This window comes from Rhizobium sp. BE258, assembly GCF_031457345.1.
Taxonomy (GTDB): Bacteria; Pseudomonadota; Alphaproteobacteria; order Rhizobiales; family Rhizobiaceae; genus Rhizobium.
On record NZ_JAVDWL010000004.1, the window covers coordinates 95,952 to 116,215 of the forward strand.

Below are 20,264 nucleotides of genomic sequence, written 5' to 3' on the forward strand. Positions count from 1 at the left end.
TCGGGTCCCCTGTTACCCGTCGATGAGAGGATGAGAAGGATGACCGATCATGCAAACGAAAACGCGGTAATCGTCGTTGGCGCCGGCATCGCGGGCTTGGCACTGACGCGTGAACTGGTGCGACGCGACGTGGAGGTTGTCGCACTCGAGCGCTATCCGAGCCTGCCTGACGCCGGGCTCGCGATCAATCTGCCAGGAAATGCCATCGCGGCCCTGAGGAAACTTGGGATAGATGATGTGCGCCGACATGGCGTGCCCGTCGAGCGACGAGAGTATCGTTCTTCAAGTGGAAGACTACTATTCAAGGTCGATGAGGCTAAATTCTGGGGCGCTGACAATAAACCGCAATGCATGCGGCGCTCGGACCTCGCTTCAATGCTAACTAAGGGAATTCCGGAGGGGGTCATCCGGCAACAATGCGCGGTGGCATCTGTGAGCACATCGGGGCGATCAGTCGCCGTCGACACTATCGACGATGGAAAACTCACCGGCAAGTATCTTGTCGGCGCTGACGGCGTACATTCCATAGTCAGGAAGATGTGCTTTCCCGGGATCGAAACCTCAGTCGCGCAATTGGGACAAGCCAGCTGGCGCTTTCTTGCGCCGAATCCCGGGGTCGAGTGCTGGACTGTGTGGATGGGAGAGCATGCGCTCGTTTTGCTCATCCCCGTTGGGCCTAACGAAGTCTATTGCTGGGCGACAATCCCTGGTGATGAGGGCCATTCGAGCCATCCTGCAAACTTGCTGCGCCACATCAAGGTATTCCCGCGCGAGCCTCGCGAAGCGGTTGATGCAGCGCTCGCGAGCCAAGCATCTCTGCATAAATCGCCGCTAACCGAAGTGAGGATGTCCAGTTGGAGCCGCGGCCGAGCGATCCTTATCGGTGATGCGGCTCATGCAACGGCTCCGGTCTGGGCGCAAGGTGGCGCGCTGGCATTAGAAGATGCCCTGGTGTTGGCAGAGCTTTTCGCAACGAGTGACGATGCGCTCGAAGTGGGCGACGAGTTCACCCGGCTTCGAAAGAGCCGCATTGGTCATGTGCAGACGATGACCGATCGTGCCTCAAGGATTTCAAGGCTGCCGATCTCGCTGCGCAATATCCTCATGCGATACGCAGGCCGACTAAGCTACACAAATACCTACAAGCCGCTCAGAAATGCGTAGGACAGTCACCATTCCCATCTCAGCTCCTTGGACCTTCCATTTCCTTGAGGGACAGCGAGTACACGGTGACGTGAACCTCGATGAGCCGCCTCATCTGATTAACATCGCTCGCGGCGTATCGAAGGCCCCGTACGATGGAACTCAATATTTTGTGTCCCCAGATTCTCGCGGACGCGACTGAGCGGCTCGCCGATGGACCGGTTGTCATGATCAACATCGTCGGTTTCAGAGACCAGCCGCGATATCCGTAAGGATTCAAAACATGAAGACGACCTCTCGGGCCGCGTACTATGAGGGTTATGCGTCTGCTTTTCAGGAGATCGCAGCGCGGCTGGGCATTTCGACGGAACTTGTTTACGCCGGCTCGCAATTGATGACTTTGCTCCCCAAAGAGAGCGAGACATGGGACGATATCGTTATCGTTCGCTACAGCAGCTTGGCGGATCTTGTCGCCATCATCGACAGTCCAGACTACGCTTCGCAAGCTGAACCTCATCGCGTGGCGTCGATCGCGAGCTAGCGGTTCGTCGCCACCGGCTGACCAGGGAAACATCTCTAGGGCACCGGTGACTTAGAAAGGGGATGCGTCGAACCTGCGCGTGAGCATCCGACAGCTGAAGAAGTACAATGCAGAGAATACAGCAGGCGAGGTGGCTATCTGGCGGTCCCAAGAACGTGCGGAGCGCTGCGTCACGCTAAACGCGACGGCGTGCTGTTGCGCGATCTGACAAGGAAACTGCTTGCCCGTTTCTCAAGCGCCCTAGGGATGCCGCCCGATTACTTGCTGATCGCGCGGAAGCGATAGCTGAGGCCATGCCGGCATCGCGGATGATGGCCAGGGGCAGCCTGAACCGGTCTTCGACTTCGTTCTGGGAGACGCGTAGATATCTGCGGATGGCTCATCGAGATTTTTGGCGCTCAACGACGCAACTTTATCGCTGTGATCGTGATCTTGGCACATCCAAAGGCCATGAGATCATCCAGCGTTGCGCGATTTCAACTCCTTCGAAACGACTTCTTCAATACATCCAGGATGTTTAAGACCTTGCTCCTTTCCTCGTCATCATCCTTCGTGGATTTCGAAGTCTTGGTCTTCGACGGCTTCTCGGCCTTCTTCTTATCGGCAATGAGCTTCAGAAAGCTTTCGGGATAGGTCGACACCATATCCGGCGACCAGCCCTTCAGCCGTTTTTTGAGCATTGCCTCTAGTGCTGAAGCGGCTTCAGCATCCGACTCCCGATTTAAGCCTGTGAAATATTCGCTTTCCGGCCGCGTTTGCGCACTGCGATTGCCGGTTCATCCACCTGTCGGTCGTTTGCGATCAAGATCGGAATGGTCGAGACCGAAGTGTTCCAGAACGAGGTCGAGGTTGCGGCGGTTGGATTTGAAGTAGACGTCGAACAGGGCTCCGACCAACGGGACGCTTCCGGCCGCAGCATCGAAACAGATATTGACCAGCATCTTAAAAAGCTTGTCGTTCGGCACGCCAAGCCGCCGAGCCTCGTTGACGATGTAGAGACTGATCGCAGCGCCGGCGAAGTCACCGACGCCCGGGACCAACCCCATGATTGAATCTGCTCCAAACGAAAAGCGTGTTCCGGGGATGCGCAACGCCGTGTCCATGAGCCGCGCCAACCCACGCATGCGGCGAAGGCAGGCCAGATGGTCCATGTTGCGGAAATCCGTGTGCTGACTATGGGCTCGCTCGTATGTCATGGCTCCGCTTTCGTCATCTTGCCCATCCGCATACCGCTGCGGTCGAGCGTCGGGTCGGCGGCCCATGCCGCATCGATCGCGGCACGCATGGACGACGAGTTAGTCCCGGCTGCGCAGCACTCGTCGTATGCCGACCCGTACGAAGATCTAAAAACCATGATGAAATCCTCCCGCTCACAAACGTGGAACTTCCTCGAAGGTTGCGTGTACAGGAACGTACAGTTTTGCCCATCGTCCTGATGCCTGAGTATTGCGAGTGGTGTTGGACCCAGAAGCATGGGTAATTGTCGTCATGAAAAACGATGATAAGGTTTGGCCTTATCACCCCGACATTCGTCATTGAAAGGGAAGAGATGCCGCGGGCAAGGATCTTCAATTTAATAGTCGATCATGTGCCCGACGACAGGGAAGCTGGCGAGGCTATCGAGATGATCAGCGTGACGGGGTCTGGAAGCTCCGAGGGTGAGGGTTGGTTGATCTAGTTTGCCTTTCGCGGGCAAACTATCCACTAAATGCTGAGCTTACCGTTCCTCGCTATCGATCGGCAAGATCGCGAGATAGCACCCAGCTGAGACAAGCAACAGAATTGCGAAGATTGCGGATAGCGTGATCATTGGCATTCCTCCTGCCCACACGGTGCAGTGATTTGCCGTCAGGAGCAACCTAAAAGAAAGCCCCGCACAATGGCGGGGCAAGAGTTTTCTGGGAGTACGATGTCGGGGAGGGTGACATCGGTTCTATAATGCAAAGAGTGCTTTGATGGTTCCCGCTGGATCGCCCACAAGGGGTCGAGGATCGTCTTGCAGGGCCTTCGGCAGGCGTATGCTGTTGGTGCCAGGCACTATCTCAGCGACGTGCTTGCGACCAATCGCTGACGCAAGTTCATGCTGGCTGTAGCCTTGCGCTAAACGGCGGCGCCGCCTTGTAAACAACGAGCGATTACCTCGCGCGAGAAAATATGACTTGCAATAGAAACTGAATGGTTCCATATTATCTTCATGGTTAGACGCAGTCAGACATACTCGACCGTTGGACGCCCTCGCGAATTCGAACTCGACGACGCAGTCTGCAAGGCGATGGGCGTGTTCTGGGACCGTGGATATCACGATGCGTCTTTGCCCGACCTGCTCGAAGGCATGGAGCTATCGAGAGGTAGTTTTTACAAGGCGTTCGCAGACAAGCGGGGCGTCTATCTCCGCGCGCTTGATGTCTATATCGAAGATGCCATTCGTAAGCTTGGTGAAATCCTGCATACCAACCCGTCGCCAAAGGCCGCAATTCGAGAAGCCTTTTCGCGGCAGGTCGAGGATTCTTCAGGCGAAAAAGGCCTGCGCGGCTGCTTTGTCGTGTTGTCCGCCGTCGAAATGCTTCCCGCGGACGAAGAGGTTTCCGCTCGAATTGCACGACTGTTCCGGCGACTGCAGGATCTTTATGCGGCCGCCATCATAAGGGCTCAAGCCTTGGGTGAGATTGATCGTGGGCTGGACGAGCGAACTCTGGCGAGGTTCCTCGTGTGCCAAATCCAAGGAATGAGAGTTCTCGGGAAAACTGGAGCGGATCGCGACGACACCAGGGCGATGGTCGACTTCGCGCTGAAGCCGCTCGACTAAACGCAAATTAGGAACCGTTCAGTTCCTATTTTGCGCATTTCGCAACCGCATGAGCGGTTTCGCGTCTCGATATGGAGAGAACATTGATACAATCCCATGCCGCTAAGGACAGTCTCGATCCGCGCAGGTGGAGGGCATTGGCCATCTTGTTAACCGGGGCTTTTCTGCCACCGCTGGATTTCTTCATCGTCAACGTGGCGCTGCCCTCGATCCGGGAGGACTTTCAGGCCTCCGCCTCAACGATGCAGCTGATTATTTCAGGCTACGCCACCACCTACGCAGTCATGCTGATCACCGGTGGCAGGCTTGGCGACCTTTATGGTCGACGAAACGTCTTTCTGGCTGGAATGGTCGCGTTTGCCGCCGCCTCTGCCTTGTGCGGCTTCGCCTGGTCCCCCTCGATCCTGATCACTGGCCGTATCTTCCAGGGGTTTACTGCAGCAATCATGGCGCCTCAAGCTTTGGCGTCAATCAATGCAATTTTTCCCGACCACGAAAAGTCGAAAGCACTCAGCTTGTATGCTCTGACATTTGGGGTGGCATCAATGGCTGGCCTGTTTCTCGGTGGGGCGCTGATAGCCCTGAATGTCTTTGGCCTCGGATGGAGAGCCATTTTCCTCATCAACCTTCCCGTGATCGCGATAGCCGCGCCGGCCGCGCTGGTAATGTTGCGCGAGACCCGATCGGAGCATGCGAGAAAGCTGGATCTGGGTGGAGCGACGCTGATCGCAGTCGCGTTGTTTGCACTGATCTCGCCGCTCATTGAGGGCCGTGAACAAGGGTGGCCAATCTGGTCGATCTTGATGCTATCGGCTTCCGGGCCACTTCTACTGATATTTTGGCGCTACGAGCTCAAGGTAGGGGCCGCGGGGGGAGATCCGATTGTCGAACCTCGATTGCTCCAGCTCCCTGGATTGAAGCGCGGGCTGCTCTCAGCCCTGTTCTTCTATGCCTTTGCGGCTTTCTGGCTGACATTCTCAGTCTACCAGCAGGGCGGTCTTGGCCGCACGCCTTTCGAGGCCGGAGTCGCAATCCTTCCCGCCGCCCTCGGATTCGTTTTGGGGCCATTCGCGAGCGGGAGCATCCTGCGCGTCTTCGGTAGATATTCCGCCGCCGCCGGCATGACCCTGGAAGCGGCCGGATTGTTCGGGACCGCTGCCCTGATCTCATTCGGAGCACCAGAGTTCCTATTCGTTGCCCTGTTCCTCATTGGCGCCGGTCAGGGAATTGCGCTGCCAAATCTCGTGAAGACTGTCGTTCAGCGGGTTGACCCGGCGCGGTCGGGTTTGGCCTCCGGCTTGGTCAATTCGATGCTCCAGATAGGGGGCGCTTTGGCAACAGCGCTTATCGGCGGATTGTTTTTCTCAATCCTGGGTTCAGCATCCGATGAGAAATCCATCGGCCATGCCTACAGCATCGCAGCCGTCGCGATTGGTCTCTGTCTTCTCGTTGCAGGTTGGCTTTCTGCTGGCCTTCCATCGAAGAAAGAAGTCCACCGATGAGTGCAAACTTTAAGAAGCCTGGCCATCAGCGCGTCCGTTGAAGGTGCAATCATTCCCTCTAATCGGCCACCCTTGCACAAATCGGCCGATCGACATGCAACATTGAGGTAAACCCGATGAACAAGATTCCTACTCCTCCACTTGCAGGAAAGCGAGCGCTCGTGACCGGTGCGGCACGCGGTATTGGTGCGGCCATCGCATTAAAACTGGCTGAAGATGGTGCTGACGTCGCGATCACCTTTGAGAGGTCGGCGGAAATGGCCGAAGCCCTCGCAGCCGAGATACGAGTGATGGGCCGCAAAGCCATTGCCATTCAAGCTGATGCTGCGAGCCCGGAGGCTGCTAAAGCCGCGGTTGAGCGGACTGCCGCTGACCTCGGCGGCCTCGACATCCTTGTCAACAATGCCGGAGTCCTGTTTGCAGGCGATTTCTCCTCACAGCCACTGGACGAGATCGATCTTCAACTGAACGTTAATGTGCGCGGCGTCTTTTTGATCACTCAGGCAGCGTTGAAGTACATCCCGGACGGAGGGCGCATCATCAGTACCGGCAGCAATGCAGGCCTTGCTGTCCCGTTCGCGGGAATTGCGGTCTATGCAGCGACCAAATCCGCTTTAGAAAGTTTTACACGTGGTCTAGCGCGCGAACTGGGTCCGCGGGAAATTACCGTCAATCTGGTCCGGCCTGGTCCGATCGACACCGATATGAACCCTGCCGATGGCGCTCTAGCAACTGCGATCTTGCCGAGCCTATCGATTGCCCGATACGGTCAGACCCGAGACGTCGCAGAGGCCGTTGCATTCCTTGCGGGTCCGCGCGCTGGCTACATCACCGGCTCGGGCATTCTCGTCGACGGCGGTATAAGCGCTTGAACCTTGATCAAGGCGGGACCTGCGATTGGCAAGCCAGGTTCTCGCTGCGAAATTGGAGCCAGGACATGGAATATACGCCCCTTGGAAACACCGGCCTCGAGATTTCCAGCTCTGCCTTGTATGCATGAGCTATGGCGAGCCCGATCACGGAAGCCACCTTTGGACGCTGACGGAAGAACAAAGTCGCCCCTTTATCCGCAAAGCGATCGAATTGGGGACCAACGTCTTCGATACCGCCAATGTCTACTCGGATGGAACGAGCGAGGAAATTCTCGGTCGCGCCATCAGGGACTACTCAGGTAGAGACGACGTCGTCATCGCCATCAAGGTGGACGGCCGAATGAAGCCTGTGCCAAATGGTATCATCGGCGCGACCGAGTTGCAGCACTTGGACGACGCTGTCGCCGCGCTGTCCATCAGGCTCGCAGACGCTGAAATACAACCTCTTGAGATCAACTACATTCCACACTCTACCGTCGGGTTTTCCTGACGACAGAGTGTTGGTTCGACTGTTTTGGCGGAACAGACTGAATCACGTGAATATGGAGAAAGCATTGAAGACAATCGGTATACTTGGCGGAATGTCCGCAACCTCGACCCAGATTTATTATCGGGAACTCTGCAGGCTGACACGCGAGAGCCTGGGCGGACTTCATGCCCCTGAGCTTCTGATCAGGTCTGTCGACTTCGTGACATGCTGCCCATCTGGCGACTGTTTAGGGGAGTGTGCCAGAGCATCGGTTAGCCCTGCTCACCAAGATGCTGGTGGACCCACTTCGCCTCTTCCGACGCAGTGCGTCCAAAATGCCTTCTAAAATCGCGGCTGAATTGGGCCGGGCTGACATAGCCGACCGACGCAGCTACGGCTGCAATGGTCCCGCTCCGGCGGGCGATCATAAGTCGCGCCTCATGGAGCCGCATCGCCTTTAAATATTGCATCGGGCTTGAGCCGGTCAGGTTCTTGAAATGGACGTGATAGGAAGGAACGCTCATGCCTACCTCTTTGGCCAGATCCGCGACGGCAATTTCGGTAGCGTAATTCTCCCGCAGCCACGTCACGCTCTCGACCAGTTTTCCCGAGGTTCCTCGGCGCTGAAGGGCCGCGATCACCGCGTCACCTTGCGGCCCCGATAGGACCCGATAATGCAGTTCACGTAGGATGGAGCTCCCAAGCACGGCGACATCGACCGCGTTGCCGAGCACAGTCAGCAGGCGAAGCAGGACGTCCTCGATATCGCGATCCATTCTGCTTGAGAGCAGCCCTTTCGGTTTGGCGTCTGAGGGACCTGCAAGTTCTTCCACCTTCAGAGCAATCTCGGCCGCCATCTGCATATCGAACTCCAGATAGACGGCAAGCAATGGTCGCTGTGGACTTGCCTTTGAAGTCATCCGGAATGGAACGGGTACCGAGACAGCGAGGTAATGGTCCTCGTCATAGCGGTAGACTTCGCCTTCCAAGATTCCGTATTTGCTTCCCTGTAATACGAAAACTGCCCCCGGCCTATAGAGAACCGGAACGTCATCCAGTACCGCTTCAGTGCGCAGGATACGGACACAACTGATACTTGTCTGATTGTAGCCAAGGCGAGGAGCCAGTTGTTCGGCCACGGCGACAAGCCGGTCGTGGAGTACGGACCGTTCTTCAAAAATCATAGTATTAGGCAAAACACTTAGAGGATCCGCAATCGAGTTAAGATCCCTTTCAGATTATCTGTCATCCACGATTAATCAAGGAGTTTCAGAAATGTCGAGCAAAACCTTTTTCATAACAGGGGCGAACTCGGGCTTTGGACTGGCGATCGCCACTGCCGCAATGGAAGCCGGTCACACCGTCATCGGGACCGTCCGCTCCGAAGCCTCAAGCGAAGCGCTAGCAAAGACCCTCCCGGAACTGCGCCAGGTCCTTTGCGACGTCACCGATTTCGACCGCATCGCTGACGTTGTTCAGCAAGCCGAGGACGAACACGGGCCAGTCGACGTGCTGATCAACAATGCCGGTTACGGTCACGAGGGCGTGCTCGAGGAATCGCCACTTGAAGAGATGCGACGTCAGTTTGATGTGAATGTGTTCGGCGCCGTTGCTGTGGCCAAGGTATTTCTTCCGAGGTTCCGTGAGCGCCGCCGTGGTTTCATCGTCAACGTCACGTCGATGGGTGGTATGATCACCATGCCCGGGATCGCGTATTACTGCGGCAGCAAGTTTGCCCTTCAGGGCATTTCCGAGGTCATGCGTTCGGAGATGGCGCCGTTTGGAGTTCACGTGACAACGCTTTGCCCAGGCTCGTTCCGGACAGACTGGGCTGGGCGTTCCATGGTGCGCACCGACAGGTCGATTGCGGACTACGACAACCTGTTCGATCCAATCCGCGAGGCACGCCAGGCCGTAAGCGGCAAGCAGCTCGGTGATCCCAAAAAATTGGCTGCCGCTGTGCTTACTCTCATTGGATCGGACAATCCTCCGCCGCAGCTCCTGCTCGGCAGCGATGCCCTCAGCCTCGTTACAGCGCGAATCGAGCGTTTGCAGCAGGAACTCACATCGTGGAAAGCTCTGACGATCTCCACGGACGGTTAGGAAAAAACGAGCCTTTTGTTGCTATTGACGATCTGCCTACTAGAAGGTAGACAACTCCCATGAGCAATCTTTCGAACACTTCCGACGAAATCCTGGCCTCCGCCCGCAACCTGATCATAAGTGGGGGTTACAATGGGTTCAGCTATGCAGATATCTCTGAAGTGGTCGGCGTACGCAAGGCCAGCATCCACCACCATTTCCCCAGCAAGGTCGATCTGGTTCGTGAGCTGGTTAAGCGCTACCGGGAAGACGGTCAGGCGAGTGTTGTCACCCTTGAGCAGAATGTTCCAGACGCATTGGACATCCTCAAGGTCTATGCGAACCACTGGGCCAAATGCATAGAGGATGCGAGTAGGCCCTATTGTGTGTGTGCTTTGCTCGCCAGTGAATTGCCATCCCTTCCGCCGGAAGTCGCAACAGAGGTGACGGCATTCTTTCGCTTTATCTCCACGTGGCTGACGGCGGTCATGGAACGTGGCTACAAAAGCGGGACGCTCAATCTCACGAGCGAACCGCCTGTCGAAGCCGAAGCATTTCTGGCGACAGTATATGGGGCGATGCTCTCGGCGAGAGCCTACGGGAAACCGGAGGTCTTTTCGACGATACTGTCACCTGCTCTCAATCGCCTTACGCCGACTGTCTCTCACTAATCCTGCGTGGCTAGCCTGCTCAGGTAAATCACGTCCATCAAACTACCAACTAGTAGGAAGTTAAAATGAAGAATGTCGCCTCTGCTCTAGCCGTCGCGCTCGCCAGCGTCCTTTCCGTGGCAAACTTTTCGACAGCCGCACTTGCCGAAGATAAGAAAGCCGCACCAATCCATGTCCGCGGCAGCATCGTCGACTACCAGGGTTCAACGCTGAAAGTGAAGACGCGCGAAGGCGAAACAGTTGATGTCGCGCTCGCGGACGACTGGAAGGTGGCAAGCGTCGCAAATGCCAAGGTTACCGACATCAAGCCGGGCGATTTTGTCGGCATCGCATCCCTGCCAAAAACCGGCGGTGGCGATGGGGCGCTCGAAGTCCTCATCTTTCCGCCGGCGATGAAAGGCCTTGGCGAAGGAAGTTACGGCTGGGATCTGAAGCCCGACAGCAGCATGACCAATGCGACAGTCGCGGATGCTGTCAAAGGCGTGGAAGGTCGGACTGTAACCGTCACTTATCACGGCAAGGAAATGAAGATCTCCATTCCGGATGGCACGCCTGTCGTGACCATTGCTGCGGCGAGCAAGGACGATCTCGTTACCGGGGCCGTTGTCTTTATCACTGCCGAAAAGGCTGCAACCGGCCCGATCGCCCATCAGGTGGTGGTCGGCAAGAATGGCGTGGTTCCTCCAATGTGAGCCACGTCTTTGCCGGTCGGACCCGCCGCCAGAAGGGTTCGACCGGCGACCACCATCACAGGCTGCGCGATCTGCAGCCTACGTATGCCACGCGCGGAGGATGCCGTGATGAACGAGAATGCCATTAAAGACAATGTTCGATACCCTCGGACAGTTTTTATCCGCCGCCACTCGGTCGTGACCCGCCTTACTCACTGGCTGAACGTGCTTTGCCTGAGCTTGCTTCTTTTGAGCGGGCTGCAGATCTTCAATGCCCACCCGGAGCTTTATTGGGGTCACTATGGCGGAAACGGCGACCCCGCCGTTCTGACAATCGGCTCCGACGACGATGGAGGTACGCTAAGCGGCTTCGTGCGTGTCGCAGGGCTTCAGATCCCTACAACCGGCGTCCTTGGTGTTTCCAATGTCGATGGGGAGCCGACTGCGCGAGCTTTCCCGTCCTGGGCGACAATCCCCTCGTTCCGGGATCTCGCGGCTGGACGACGCTGGCATTTCTTCTTTGCCTGGCTGTTTGTGATCAATGGTATTCTCTATCTTGGCTTCAGCCTGCTGAGCGGACACTTAAGGCGAGACCTGGCGCCGAGGGTGGACGAACTCTCGCCTCGCCATCTCGGCCGCGAGGTTCTCGACCACGCTCGTCTCCGCTTTCCCGAAGGGGAGGAGGCCATGCATTACAATGCGCTTCAAAAGCTCACCTATTTGGCGGTCATTGTCGTCCTCCTGCCTCTGATGGTTTTGACCGGCCTGACCATGTCGCCGGGGGTGGACGCCGCTCTCCCCGCCTTGGTCGAGCTTTTCGGCGGACGCCAGTCCGCGCGCACGCTCCATTTCATCACAGCGTCGGCGCTTGTCGTCTTCGTCATTGTGCATGTCGCGATGGTGATCCTTTCGGGGACTTGGAACAACATCCGCTCGATGATCACCGGACGCTATGCGATCCAGGAAAAAGGCCCGAAATCATGAGCAAGCTCCTTACTCGACGCCGCTTTCTGGTTGGTGGCACTCTTGGCGCTAGCGCCTTGACCCTCAGCGGCTGTGACCTGCTCGACCAAAACGCACAGGTGTCCAATGTTCTCGGTACAGCCGAGGACCTGACGATGAAGGCGCAGAGACTGCTTCAGGGGCATGATGCTCTGGCGCGTGAGTTTGACGAAAAGGACATTTCTCCCTCTTTCCGCGTCAATGGAACGAGCGCGCCCGACAGCGAAGAATACGCGGAACTGTTGGAAGGCAAGTTTGCAAACTGGCGACTGAAGATCGACGGCCTTGTTGAGCGTCCGCGAGAGTTTTCACTCGCAGATCTAAAGGCGCTCCCAGCGCGCACGCAGATCACCCGCCATGACTGTGTCGAGGGGTGGAGCGCCATCGGCAAATGGACTGGCGTTCCCCTCGCCAGCTTGCTTCGCCTAACCGGGCTAAAGCCAACCGCACGTTATGTCGTGCTGCATTGTGCTGATGAACTTGAAAAGACGCTCGATGGTAGCGGCCGCTATTACGAGAGCATTGATCTCATCGATGCGGTTCATCCACAAACCATCCTTGCCTACCAGATGAACGGTCAAGAACTCAGCGTCGGCCACGGCGCCCCCTTGCGTCTCAGGGTCGAGCGGCAACTGGGATACAAACAGGCAAAATACATAATGCGCATCGAGTTGGTCGACAGCTTCGCAGGCCTGTGGGGCGGACACGGCGGCTATTGGGAAGACCGTGGGTACGAATGGTACGCCGGCATCTAGGCATCCGCCACTAAACCGCATGGGTCAGGTCATGAGCAATCGGAAAGTTCAGAAAGTCATGCCGATTTCAGCGACTGCGTCTCCACGCCGGTTGGTGCAGGAGTGGGTCGCGGGTTCGATTCCTTTCAAGGCGTAGGTGCGCATTTCAGGCTGTCGTGAGAGCATTAATCAGCGCTCTGAGCGCGGGCGGCGTTTGTCTTCGGCTTGTGTGATAGAGATAAAACCCTGGGTAGGAAGGGCACCAGTCTGTCAGCACCTGCATAAGGGTCCCTGCCGCGATTTCGTCCGCCACGTCATGCTCCATGATATATCCCAGCCCGACCCCGGCACGAACGGCAGCCGCCGGCAGATCACCGTCATTGGCCACCAAAGGGCCGCTGGTACGGATCTTGATCTCCTTGCCATCTTTCTCGAACTCCCAGGGCAACAATCCGGCCGATGTCGTCAGCCGGTAGCCGATGCAGGCGTGGCGTTCGAGGTCATAGGGTGTCAGTGGAGGAGGGTAGCGGTCGAAATAGGAAGGCGTGCCGACCACCACCGTCCTCAAATCAGGTCCGACCTTCACCGCGACCATGTCCTTGGCGACGGCTTCTCCCAGTCGAATACCGGCATCGAAACCGGCTGCGACGATATCCGTCAATCCGTCTTCGATGTTCACCTCGACCCGCACATCCGGATTGGCGAGCAGGAAGGCCGGCAGTTTCGGCAGAAGAACCATTCGAGCAGCATAGGCAAACGTGGTGATCCTGACCGTGCCGGACGGGTTGTCGCGCCACTCCGCCAATGCTTCTAACCCATTCTCGATGTCGGCAAGGGCTGGGGTCAGCGATTGTAGCAGACGTTCGCCTGCCTCGGTCGGCGCCACGCTGCGCGTTGTACGTGCCAAAAGCCGAACGCCTAACCTCTCTTCCAGGCCGCGCATCGCATGGCTGAGCGCAGAGGGCGACATCCCGAGAATGGCGGAGGCACGGGTAAAGCTGCGCTCTCGCGCCACTGCGGCGAAGGCCATCAGGTCATTGAGTTCGTTTCGTTCCATTGATGCACGTTGTTCACAAGTTCATGCCGCAATCAACGACTTATCCTTGGGAAGGCTTGGCGCTACATCCTGTGCATAACAATGACGGAGAATATCCATGGACCTCACCAGTTACCGCACGCTCGGCAAATCCGGCCTGATCGTCAGCCCGCTGGCACTCGGCACGATGACCTTCGGGGCAGAGCGCTGGGGGGCGGGTGACAAAACCTCGCGCGCTCTTTTCGACGCTTATGTCGATGCCGGCGGCAATTTCATCGATACCGCGGATGTCTATTCCGCCGGCCGCAGCGAGGAAATGCTGGGAGCTTTTATGGCCGACAGCGCTACGCGTAATCGGCTAGTGATCGCGACAAAATCTGGCTTTCCGCGCGGGCAGGGCACACCGTTATGGGGTGGTAACGGTGCCAAGAACATTCGCATGGGCATAGAGGGTTCCCTGAAGCGGCTGAACACAGATTACATAGACATGTACTGGATGCATGTCTGGGACCGCACAACGCCTGCGGAAGAGGTTCTGCAAACCCTGACCGATGCTGTCAGGGCCGGAAAAATCCTGCATTACGGCTTTTCGAATACGCCCGCCTGGTACGTAGCAAAGGTCGCGACACTCGCCGAAGCGCATGGCCTGCCCAGGCCGATCGGCCTGCAATATGCTTATTCGCTGATAGACCGTGGCATCGAGTTGGATCTCATTCCGGCTGGAGCAGAATTTGGTTTGGGGATGGTGCCATGGAGCCCGCTAGCGGCTGGTCTGCTGACGGGAAAATACGGTCGCGACAAGATCAGTGATGCGGGCCGTGCGACAGGTCTGCCCGACAAGGCTGGATCTGTGACCGAAGGCGAAAGCGATGGGCGCCTCAATGGGGACAATCCTTTCGGCGGCATGCTGTTCACCGAGCACAATTTCGATGTCGTCGATGTCCTCAAGGCAGTAGCGTCGGAAATCGGCCGTTCACCGGCGGAGGTAGCCTTGGCCTGGGTGGTGAAACGCCCCGGTGTCTCTTCTGTACTAATCGGTGCGAGCCGGGTCGACCAACTCTCTCAGAACGTTGCGTCACTCGACGTAATCCTGGACGATGCTCACTTGCTGCGGCTCGGACAGGCAACCGCGCTTCCGCTCCTTAATCCGTATTTTATCTTCAATCTGCCGAGCAAGAGCCTTTTTGGAGGGTATCAGGTCCGGAGTTGGCAAGCAGTTTGAGCCACGTGGATCGCCTCAGGGACTCGTCCGATTGAAGTTCCCTGAGCGGAGCTTATCGACTGGATTCATAGGCGTTTTGCGTGAGGATGACTGTATCTTGAAACCTCGTGGCACGAATGCCGCAGTTTCAACCCCGCAGCACATCGATCAACGCATCCGACAGGAAATCGGCGACACGCCGCACGCGCGCACTGCTGCGCACCTCTTCGCTCATCACCAGCCACACAGGCAGCGGCCGGAATTGCAGGCCTACATCTACTTGCTCGAGCTCACTGTACCGGCTTGCCAGCAAAACCTGCGCGATACCAATTCCGCCACCTGCGAGTAGTAAGTGCCAGCCCACCATCTGATCATCGGACCGAAGCACGAAGTCATCGCGTGCCAACTTCACCTCATATGCCGCCAAACCCCGGATCAACACATCGCTGCGATCAAGGCCGATGAGGTCGTGGCTGTGGAGGTCGGCCACCGAAGTTACGCGGCCACGGCGATCGAAATAGCCCTTTGCGCCAAAAAGGCCCATGGGTGTGTCGCCGAGTTTGCGAGCAATCAACGCGTTCTGTGTCGGCTCGGCCATGCGGATCGCGATGTCGGCGTCGCGGCGAAGCAGGTTCTGGTTCGCGTCCGACGTAACGATCTCGATCTGGATATTGGGTTCCGCTTGCCGCAGAGTCGCGAGCAGCGCGGGCAGTATTAGATTTCCGACGATCACCGATGCCGTCACCCGCACCGTGCCGGACAATTGCTGTGAACGCCCTTGAGCCTTGAGGTTTAACGCCTCGGCCGCCGCTCCCATGGCGCGTGCATCTTCGATGAGGCCAAGAGCCGCCGCTGTCGGATCGAGGCCCTGCACGGAGCGGGTGAACAGGCTTATGCCGAGTTCGGCCTCCAGTTCACGAACATGTCGGCTCAGGGTAGGCTGGGTTGCCGCGATACTTTTTGCCGCCTTCGAAAGGGAGCCGCATTCGACGACGGCAAGGAAGGAGCGAACCAGGGTCCAGTCAAGGCTATTCATTTTTGGATCGATCCTATGCCAAAATGGGCAATTTCGGACCAAAAATAATACGGCTAGCTTGAAAGCGTCAACAAGAGATCGCCGCTGCCGACAGGCCGGCCAACCCAGGAACAAGGCCAACCACCATGAGCACTCTTTTCACACAGACACAGTTCATCGAGACAGAAGGCGGCCGCGTCGCATTTGAAGATACTGGGGGCAACGGTTCGATTATTCTGGCGATCCCCGGCATGGGCGATCTGCGCTCGGAATATCGCTACCTGAACCCAATGATGCAGCAAGCCGGCTACCGCGTCATCACCATGGATGCCCGCGGCTACGGGGAGACCACGGCGAAGTGGAGCGATTACTCAGCGCGTGCCGTCGGTCGTGACGCCGTCGCAGTGCTGAAGAAGCTTGGCGCCGGTTCAGCCACCATCTTAGGCAATTCCTTTGCCGCAGGCTCTGCCTTATGGGCGGCACAGGATGCACCCGAACAGGTAAACGGCGTCGTACTCCTTGGGCCGATCGTTCGCGATCTCGAAGTGTCTTTCGTCCAGAAGCTGGCCTTGGGCATTGGTTTTGCCGGACCTTGGCGCGTCGGGTTCTGGACCATGTATTGGGACAGCTTGTTTCCGACTAAAAAGCCTGCGGACCATATTGAGGTCAAGGCGGCGATCACGAGGAACCTTCAGGAGCCGGCACGGATGGACGCCCTCCGCGCGATGATCAATCTTTCCAAGGCAGATACCGCGGCGATCCTAGAGAAGACCAAAGTGCCGGCCCTGATCGTCATGGGTACCAAGGACCCCGATTTCAAAGATGCCGCCGCCGAAGCCCATACGCTGGCCAGAAAACTCAATGCTGAGACCATGATCGTCGAAGGTGCCGGACATTATCCCCACACGGAAATGGCCGAACAGGTGACGCCGCGCATCCTGTCCTTCGTTCGGTCGCTGGCTGGCAGTGGCTCAAAGGCCACCTTGCGAGTGGTTGCGTAGGCCACTTCGAGATCATGAACTAGAGCTGCGTTTCACCGTGGACCAGAAAATAAATCGCAATGCGAATCAAAGCGAGGAAGAGTCGTAGGTTCCCTGAAATACGGTTCGGCAAGAAATCAAAGGTTTGGCGCTGGTTACATATGGTTCTATTGAACTCTGGACGGCTTGTTGAAACGGACGCTGCGATGAAAACAATCGGCATGCTGATTTTTGAAGGGGTCCAGTCCCTGGATGTTTCCGGACCGCTGGATGTCTTTGCCGAAGCCAATGCTTTTATCGAGCCTGATCAGCGCTGCAAGATCATGACGATAGGCCCGTCGCATCGACATGTTACGGCGTCGAATGGTATGATCTTAGCCTCGAATCTCTACTATGAGCAGGCAGACAGTCCCCTCGATCTGTTTCTCGTCCCTGGTGGCCCATCCTTGCCCACCTCTGAGGCCCCGTCTGAAATTGTCGATTGCATTCAGCGCCTCGCACTGCTCAGCGATGTTTACGGCTCTGTGTGTACAGGTGCGTTCTTGCTGGGCGGGGCTGGACTTCTTGATGGCCGAAAAGTCACGACGCACTGGCAGAATGCCAAGCAACTGGCTACCCGATATCCAGGTGCGGATGTTGACTATGACCGGATTTATCTGCGGGACGGTCCTTTGGTGACGTCGGCAGGGGTGACTGCGGGGATCGATCTGGGGTTGGCCTTGGTTCGCGAGGACCACGGACCGGCCATCTCTCTGGCCGTTGCCAAGCGGCTCGTCGTTGTTGCTCAGAGATTGGGAGGGCAGTCGCAGTTCAGCCCATACATCGAATTCTCCTTGGACGCCGGATCGCCAATTTCCGGGGTGGCCACTTATGTGATGGAACACCTCGGTCGAAACCTGTCTGTTGCCGACCTCGCAGCCGCATGTGGGATGAGCGAACGCAACTTTGCCAGGGCGTTCGGCGCAAGCACCGGCTCCACACCGGCCCAGTTCGTTGAAAGTGCGCGCATCGATGCGGCCCGCGCTATGTTGGAGGGAACCAGCAAGCCTCTGAAGCTGATTGCGCACGAATGCGGATTCGGCAATCCCAAGCGCATGCGGGAGGTGTTTGTGAAACGTCTCGGAATCCTACCGACACAGTATTGGGATCAGTTTCTGATCAACTGACCTTGCCGGTCAGCTTTCCCATTTCGAGTTCAGGATGAGATCGACGAAGTTCTCACGCTTATAGGTCGGGTCCATGTAGGCCAACACGTCGGCTTTGACATTGCCGAATGTGGTCTCCGGCTTTCTGATCGTTCCCAGGCAGAAAGAGGACAGAATACCGTGCTTGAACTTCAGCCCTCGCGGATGGCATGTGCAGACCTCTTGTCGCTGTGCATCGGTGAAACTGTCATAGGCAATTCCGAGCACGTCCATTTCGACGCCGGCGGTCACGAGCGCGACCGTCGGGCGCTTATGCTGTGGAATCCCAGGGGTCGTGTGCAAGGCGATCGAGTCCCAAACGTCGTCGACGTCGCGTTCCGAGATGTCATAGGCCGAAAGAAAGTCGCGCGCGGCATTGGCACCGTCAACTTCGAAACGTTCCGTGTCGCTGGCATACCGATCCATGATGCCCATGTCATGGAACATGGCGCCGATGTAAAGAAGCTCGGCATCGTAGTTGAGCTGCTTGCGTTCTCCTGTCAGGGCGCCAAACAGGAAGACGCGGCTGGAGTGATGGAAGAGAAGATCCGTCTCGGCGTCACGGACCAGCTCTGCTGCCGCTTTCGCCATCGCGCTATCAGGGACCTTGATGCCAGCGACGACCTTCGTTTCGTTAGTCATTGGAAAACCTCATGATTTAAAGGTAAGCGGCACACCTGCGCCGATGCGGTCGATCACTCGCCGCAGGTCTCATCTTCCTCCTGTTTGCAGTATTCGATCAATTCGCTTCAGGGGCCAGATCCTGCCAACAAGGGGCGGAAATTTGCCATTGCGCTTCCCCGATCAAGCCTGGCCGGGGCCGCATCGTCGGTCGTGCCTTCACGCTTCGGTTTGTTCCTGCACGCAAAGACCTGGCGACACCGGAATCCTGGTCCTCTCCCAAGTCCACGCGCGCGGCCATCGAAGCCATGCCCGACGGTTGCATTGCGGTCGTCGACGCGATGGGCATCAAGGATGCCGGCATTTCGGCGACATTCTCTGAGCGCGTATGGCGAAACGGAACGTCGCCGCGCTAGTCACGGATGGCGTGGTGCGTGATCTTGACGGAGTGCTGGGGACAAACCTGCCGGTGTGGTGCTCTGGCGCGGCCGCTCCGTCCGTCGCCGGCTTGACATTCGTCGATTGGGACCAGCCCGTGGGCTGCGGTGGTGTTGCCGTATTCTCTAACGACGTCATCATCATCGACAACGATGGTGCTGTTGTCATCCCGGAAGCCATGATTGATGATATTCTCGAAGCCGCCACGGAGCAGGAGCGCCTGGAGGGCTGGATCATGCAAGAAGTCGACAATGGCGCAGCGCTGTCCGGCCTGTACCCTGCCAACGCCGAAAACAAGGCGCGCTACGAAGAGTGGAAGAAGAACAACGCCTGATAAACGGTCGTAGGGACGCCTGGGTCCGCGCTCGGCTCTGGCGCTTCTGAAAACATCAGGAAACTCGCAGAATGGAAATCCTGCTAATCGGTGTAGCCGTCACCGCCCTTCTTTTACTTCGCTGTGTCGACGCAAGTTTGGCCAACTACCGACGCCGAAACTGGCGTCACGTCGAGGGCAGGTTCTAGCCACTCGATATGTTGCATGTGGTGAAAACGTCTATCCGACTGCTGTCGTCTCATATTTGCTCGCGAGTGGCGATTCCATAGAAAAGTTGGTGCGGCTCGCGGGCGTCGATCTCGGAGGTATCGAAGCAGGGAGCTCAAGAAAGAATGGGGGACGGTTCTGACACACACAGATATGGGATATTTGACAAACTTTGCCAAAATCGAATATGATCCCTTCAAATGGAGGTTTCCGATGGCGACAATGAACGTATCTCTTCCAGACCCGATGAAGGATTGGGTGGAGGCGCAGGCCAGAACTGGGCGATATTCGAACGCTAGCGACTACGTACGCGACCTGATCAGACGCGACCAGACACGAAACGACAAGATTGCCGCCATGCAAAGTTTCGTCGAGGCCGGGCTCCAAAGTGGCGTTGGCATTCGATCAAAGGATGAACTATTCGCTGAGGCGATGGCTCGTGCCAGCGAGTCATGAGTTTTAAGCTTTCTGTCGAGGCGGAAGAAGACATCATTGCGATCGCCGAGCAGGGTGCCCGTATGTTCGGAGTAGATCAAGCAAAACGCTACCACGATGAACTTTTCGTATTATTTGATCTGATAGCTGCTAACCCACGCATCGCACGCGAACGGAATGAGATCGAACCGCCCGTCAGAATTCATCCCTTCAAAGCACATCTCATCGTCTATCGGGTTGAAGAAGATGAGAAAATTTTCGTAGTACGAATTCGCCACGGGCATGAAGATTGGGCAAGTATTTCAATGTAGCGCCACGGA

The 20,264-nt window shown here is 57.1% G+C and carries 21 protein-coding genes and 2 pseudogenes; 17 read left to right on the plus strand and 6 right to left on the minus strand.

Annotated features, from left to right (window positions below; translation table 11 throughout):
- Positions 1-39 precede the first annotated feature (39 nt).
- Together J2X43_RS14865 and J2X43_RS14870 are read left to right on the plus strand one after the other, a co-directional pair.
- Positions 40-1,164: an FAD-dependent monooxygenase gene (locus J2X43_RS14865; RefSeq protein WP_310295088.1), complete on the plus strand. Its 1,125-nt coding sequence runs from the start codon at positions 40-42 to the stop codon at positions 1,162-1,164.
- Between the two features lie 262 nt (positions 1,165-1,426).
- On the plus strand, positions 1,427-1,684 hold the full coding sequence (locus J2X43_RS14870; protein WP_310295089.1) for a hypothetical protein: 258 nt from the start codon (positions 1,427-1,429) through the stop codon (positions 1,682-1,684).
- A 476-nt stretch (positions 1,685-2,160) separates the two neighbouring features.
- On the opposite strand, the gene J2X43_RS14875 is transcribed toward J2X43_RS14870, so the two are convergent.
- Complete coding sequence (locus J2X43_RS14875; RefSeq protein ID WP_310295091.1) at positions 2,161-2,364, minus strand: hypothetical protein; 204 nt, start codon at positions 2,362-2,364, stop codon at positions 2,161-2,163.
- Positions 2,365-2,460: 96 nt separating this feature from the next.
- A complete protein-coding gene (locus J2X43_RS14880) occupies positions 2,461-2,880 on the minus strand; it encodes a DUF4112 domain-containing protein (protein ID WP_405049596.1) in 420 nt (139 codons plus the stop codon).
- 1,076 nt (positions 2,881-3,956) lie between these two features.
- Here J2X43_RS14880 and J2X43_RS14885 point away from each other — a divergent pair.
- The 4 genes and pseudogenes from J2X43_RS14885 to J2X43_RS14900 form a co-directional block, all read left to right on the plus strand.
- On the plus strand, positions 3,957-4,490 hold the full coding sequence (locus tag J2X43_RS14885) for a TetR/AcrR family transcriptional regulator (RefSeq protein ID WP_310295092.1): 534 nt from the start codon (positions 3,957-3,959) through the stop codon (positions 4,488-4,490).
- Between the two features lie 137 nt (positions 4,491-4,627).
- Positions 4,628-5,992 carry an MFS transporter gene (locus J2X43_RS14890; protein ID WP_310295094.1) on the plus strand — a complete coding sequence of 455 codons (1,365 nt, stop codon included), beginning with the start codon at positions 4,628-4,630 and terminating at the stop codon, positions 5,990-5,992.
- Positions 5,993-6,108: 116 nt separating this feature from the next.
- On the plus strand, positions 6,109-6,864 hold the full coding sequence (locus tag J2X43_RS14895; protein ID WP_310295096.1) for an SDR family oxidoreductase: 756 nt from the start codon (positions 6,109-6,111) through the stop codon (positions 6,862-6,864).
- 65 nt (positions 6,865-6,929) lie between these two features.
- Positions 6,930-7,225 (plus strand): annotated as a pseudogene (locus tag J2X43_RS14900) (aldo/keto reductase); the annotation flags it as partial.
- Between the two features lie 380 nt (positions 7,226-7,605).
- Here the strand turns inward: J2X43_RS14900 and J2X43_RS14910 are convergent.
- Complete coding sequence (locus J2X43_RS14910) at positions 7,606-8,517, minus strand: AraC family transcriptional regulator (RefSeq protein WP_310295098.1); 912 nt, start codon at positions 8,515-8,517, stop codon at positions 7,606-7,608.
- 91 nt (positions 8,518-8,608) lie between these two features.
- Between J2X43_RS14910 and J2X43_RS14915 the strand changes: the two genes are divergently transcribed.
- From J2X43_RS14915 to J2X43_RS14935, 5 genes are all read left to right on the plus strand, one after another.
- The gene (locus J2X43_RS14915) at positions 8,609-9,436 is read left to right on the plus strand and encodes an oxidoreductase (RefSeq protein ID WP_310295100.1); all 828 of its coding nucleotides are present in this window, start codon (positions 8,609-8,611) and stop codon (positions 9,434-9,436) included.
- A gap of 59 nt (positions 9,437-9,495) precedes the next feature.
- Positions 9,496-10,086, plus strand: coding sequence for a TetR/AcrR family transcriptional regulator (locus J2X43_RS14920; RefSeq protein WP_310295102.1), 591 nt, complete (start codon positions 9,496-9,498; stop codon positions 10,084-10,086).
- Between the two features lie 65 nt (positions 10,087-10,151).
- Entirely contained in the window at positions 10,152-10,778 is a 627-nt protein-coding gene (locus J2X43_RS14925; RefSeq protein WP_310295103.1) for a hypothetical protein, read from the plus strand.
- 108 nt (positions 10,779-10,886) lie between these two features.
- Entirely contained in the window at positions 10,887-11,741 is an 855-nt protein-coding gene (locus J2X43_RS14930; RefSeq protein ID WP_310295105.1) for a cytochrome b/b6 domain-containing protein, read from the plus strand.
- Positions 11,738-12,514, plus strand: coding sequence for a molybdopterin-binding protein (locus tag J2X43_RS14935; RefSeq protein ID WP_310295107.1), 777 nt, complete (start codon positions 11,738-11,740; stop codon positions 12,512-12,514). The genes J2X43_RS14930 and J2X43_RS14935 overlap by 4 nt, the downstream gene beginning before the upstream one ends.
- A 145-nt stretch (positions 12,515-12,659) precedes the next feature.
- Here J2X43_RS14935 and J2X43_RS14940 read toward each other — a convergent pair whose 3' ends face one another.
- Entirely contained in the window at positions 12,660-13,550 is an 891-nt protein-coding gene (locus tag J2X43_RS14940) for a LysR family transcriptional regulator (protein WP_310295109.1), read from the minus strand.
- A 97-nt stretch (positions 13,551-13,647) separates the two neighbouring features.
- Here J2X43_RS14940 and J2X43_RS14945 point away from each other — a divergent pair, with 97 nt between their 5' ends.
- Entirely contained in the window at positions 13,648-14,751 is a 1,104-nt protein-coding gene (locus tag J2X43_RS14945; protein WP_310295111.1) for an aldo/keto reductase, read from the plus strand.
- 127 nt (positions 14,752-14,878) lie between these two features.
- Here the strand turns inward: J2X43_RS14945 and J2X43_RS14950 are convergent, their stop codons facing one another.
- A complete protein-coding gene (locus J2X43_RS14950; protein WP_112389485.1) occupies positions 14,879-15,766 on the minus strand; it encodes a LysR family transcriptional regulator in 888 nt (295 codons plus the stop codon).
- 125 nt (positions 15,767-15,891) lie between these two features.
- Here J2X43_RS14950 and J2X43_RS14955 point away from each other — a divergent pair, with 125 nt between their 5' ends.
- Entirely contained in the window at positions 15,892-16,746 is an 855-nt protein-coding gene (locus J2X43_RS14955; RefSeq protein WP_310295113.1) for an alpha/beta hydrolase, read from the plus strand.
- A gap of 185 nt (positions 16,747-16,931) precedes the next feature.
- Complete coding sequence (locus tag J2X43_RS14960; RefSeq protein ID WP_310295114.1) at positions 16,932-17,891, plus strand: DJ-1/PfpI family protein; 960 nt, start codon at positions 16,932-16,934, stop codon at positions 17,889-17,891.
- A gap of 9 nt (positions 17,892-17,900) precedes the next feature.
- On the opposite strand, the gene J2X43_RS14965 is transcribed toward J2X43_RS14960, so the two are convergent.
- A complete protein-coding gene (locus J2X43_RS14965; RefSeq protein ID WP_310295116.1) occupies positions 17,901-18,551 on the minus strand; it encodes an HD domain-containing protein in 651 nt (216 codons plus the stop codon).
- A 152-nt stretch (positions 18,552-18,703) separates the two neighbouring features.
- On the opposite strand from J2X43_RS14965, the pseudogene J2X43_RS14970 reads away from it, so the two are divergent.
- The 3 genes and pseudogenes from J2X43_RS14970 to J2X43_RS14980 form a co-directional block, all read left to right on the plus strand.
- A pseudogene (locus J2X43_RS14970) lies at positions 18,704-19,302 on the plus strand (ribonuclease activity regulator RraA); the annotation flags it as partial.
- 420 nt (positions 19,303-19,722) lie between these two features.
- A complete protein-coding gene (locus tag J2X43_RS14975) occupies positions 19,723-19,965 on the plus strand; it encodes a type II toxin-antitoxin system ParD family antitoxin (RefSeq protein ID WP_112389482.1) in 243 nt (80 codons plus the stop codon).
- A complete protein-coding gene (locus tag J2X43_RS14980) occupies positions 19,962-20,255 on the plus strand; it encodes a type II toxin-antitoxin system RelE/ParE family toxin (protein ID WP_112389481.1) in 294 nt (97 codons plus the stop codon). The genes J2X43_RS14975 and J2X43_RS14980 overlap by 4 nt, the downstream gene beginning before the upstream one ends.
- Positions 20,256-20,264: the final 9 nt, after the last annotated feature.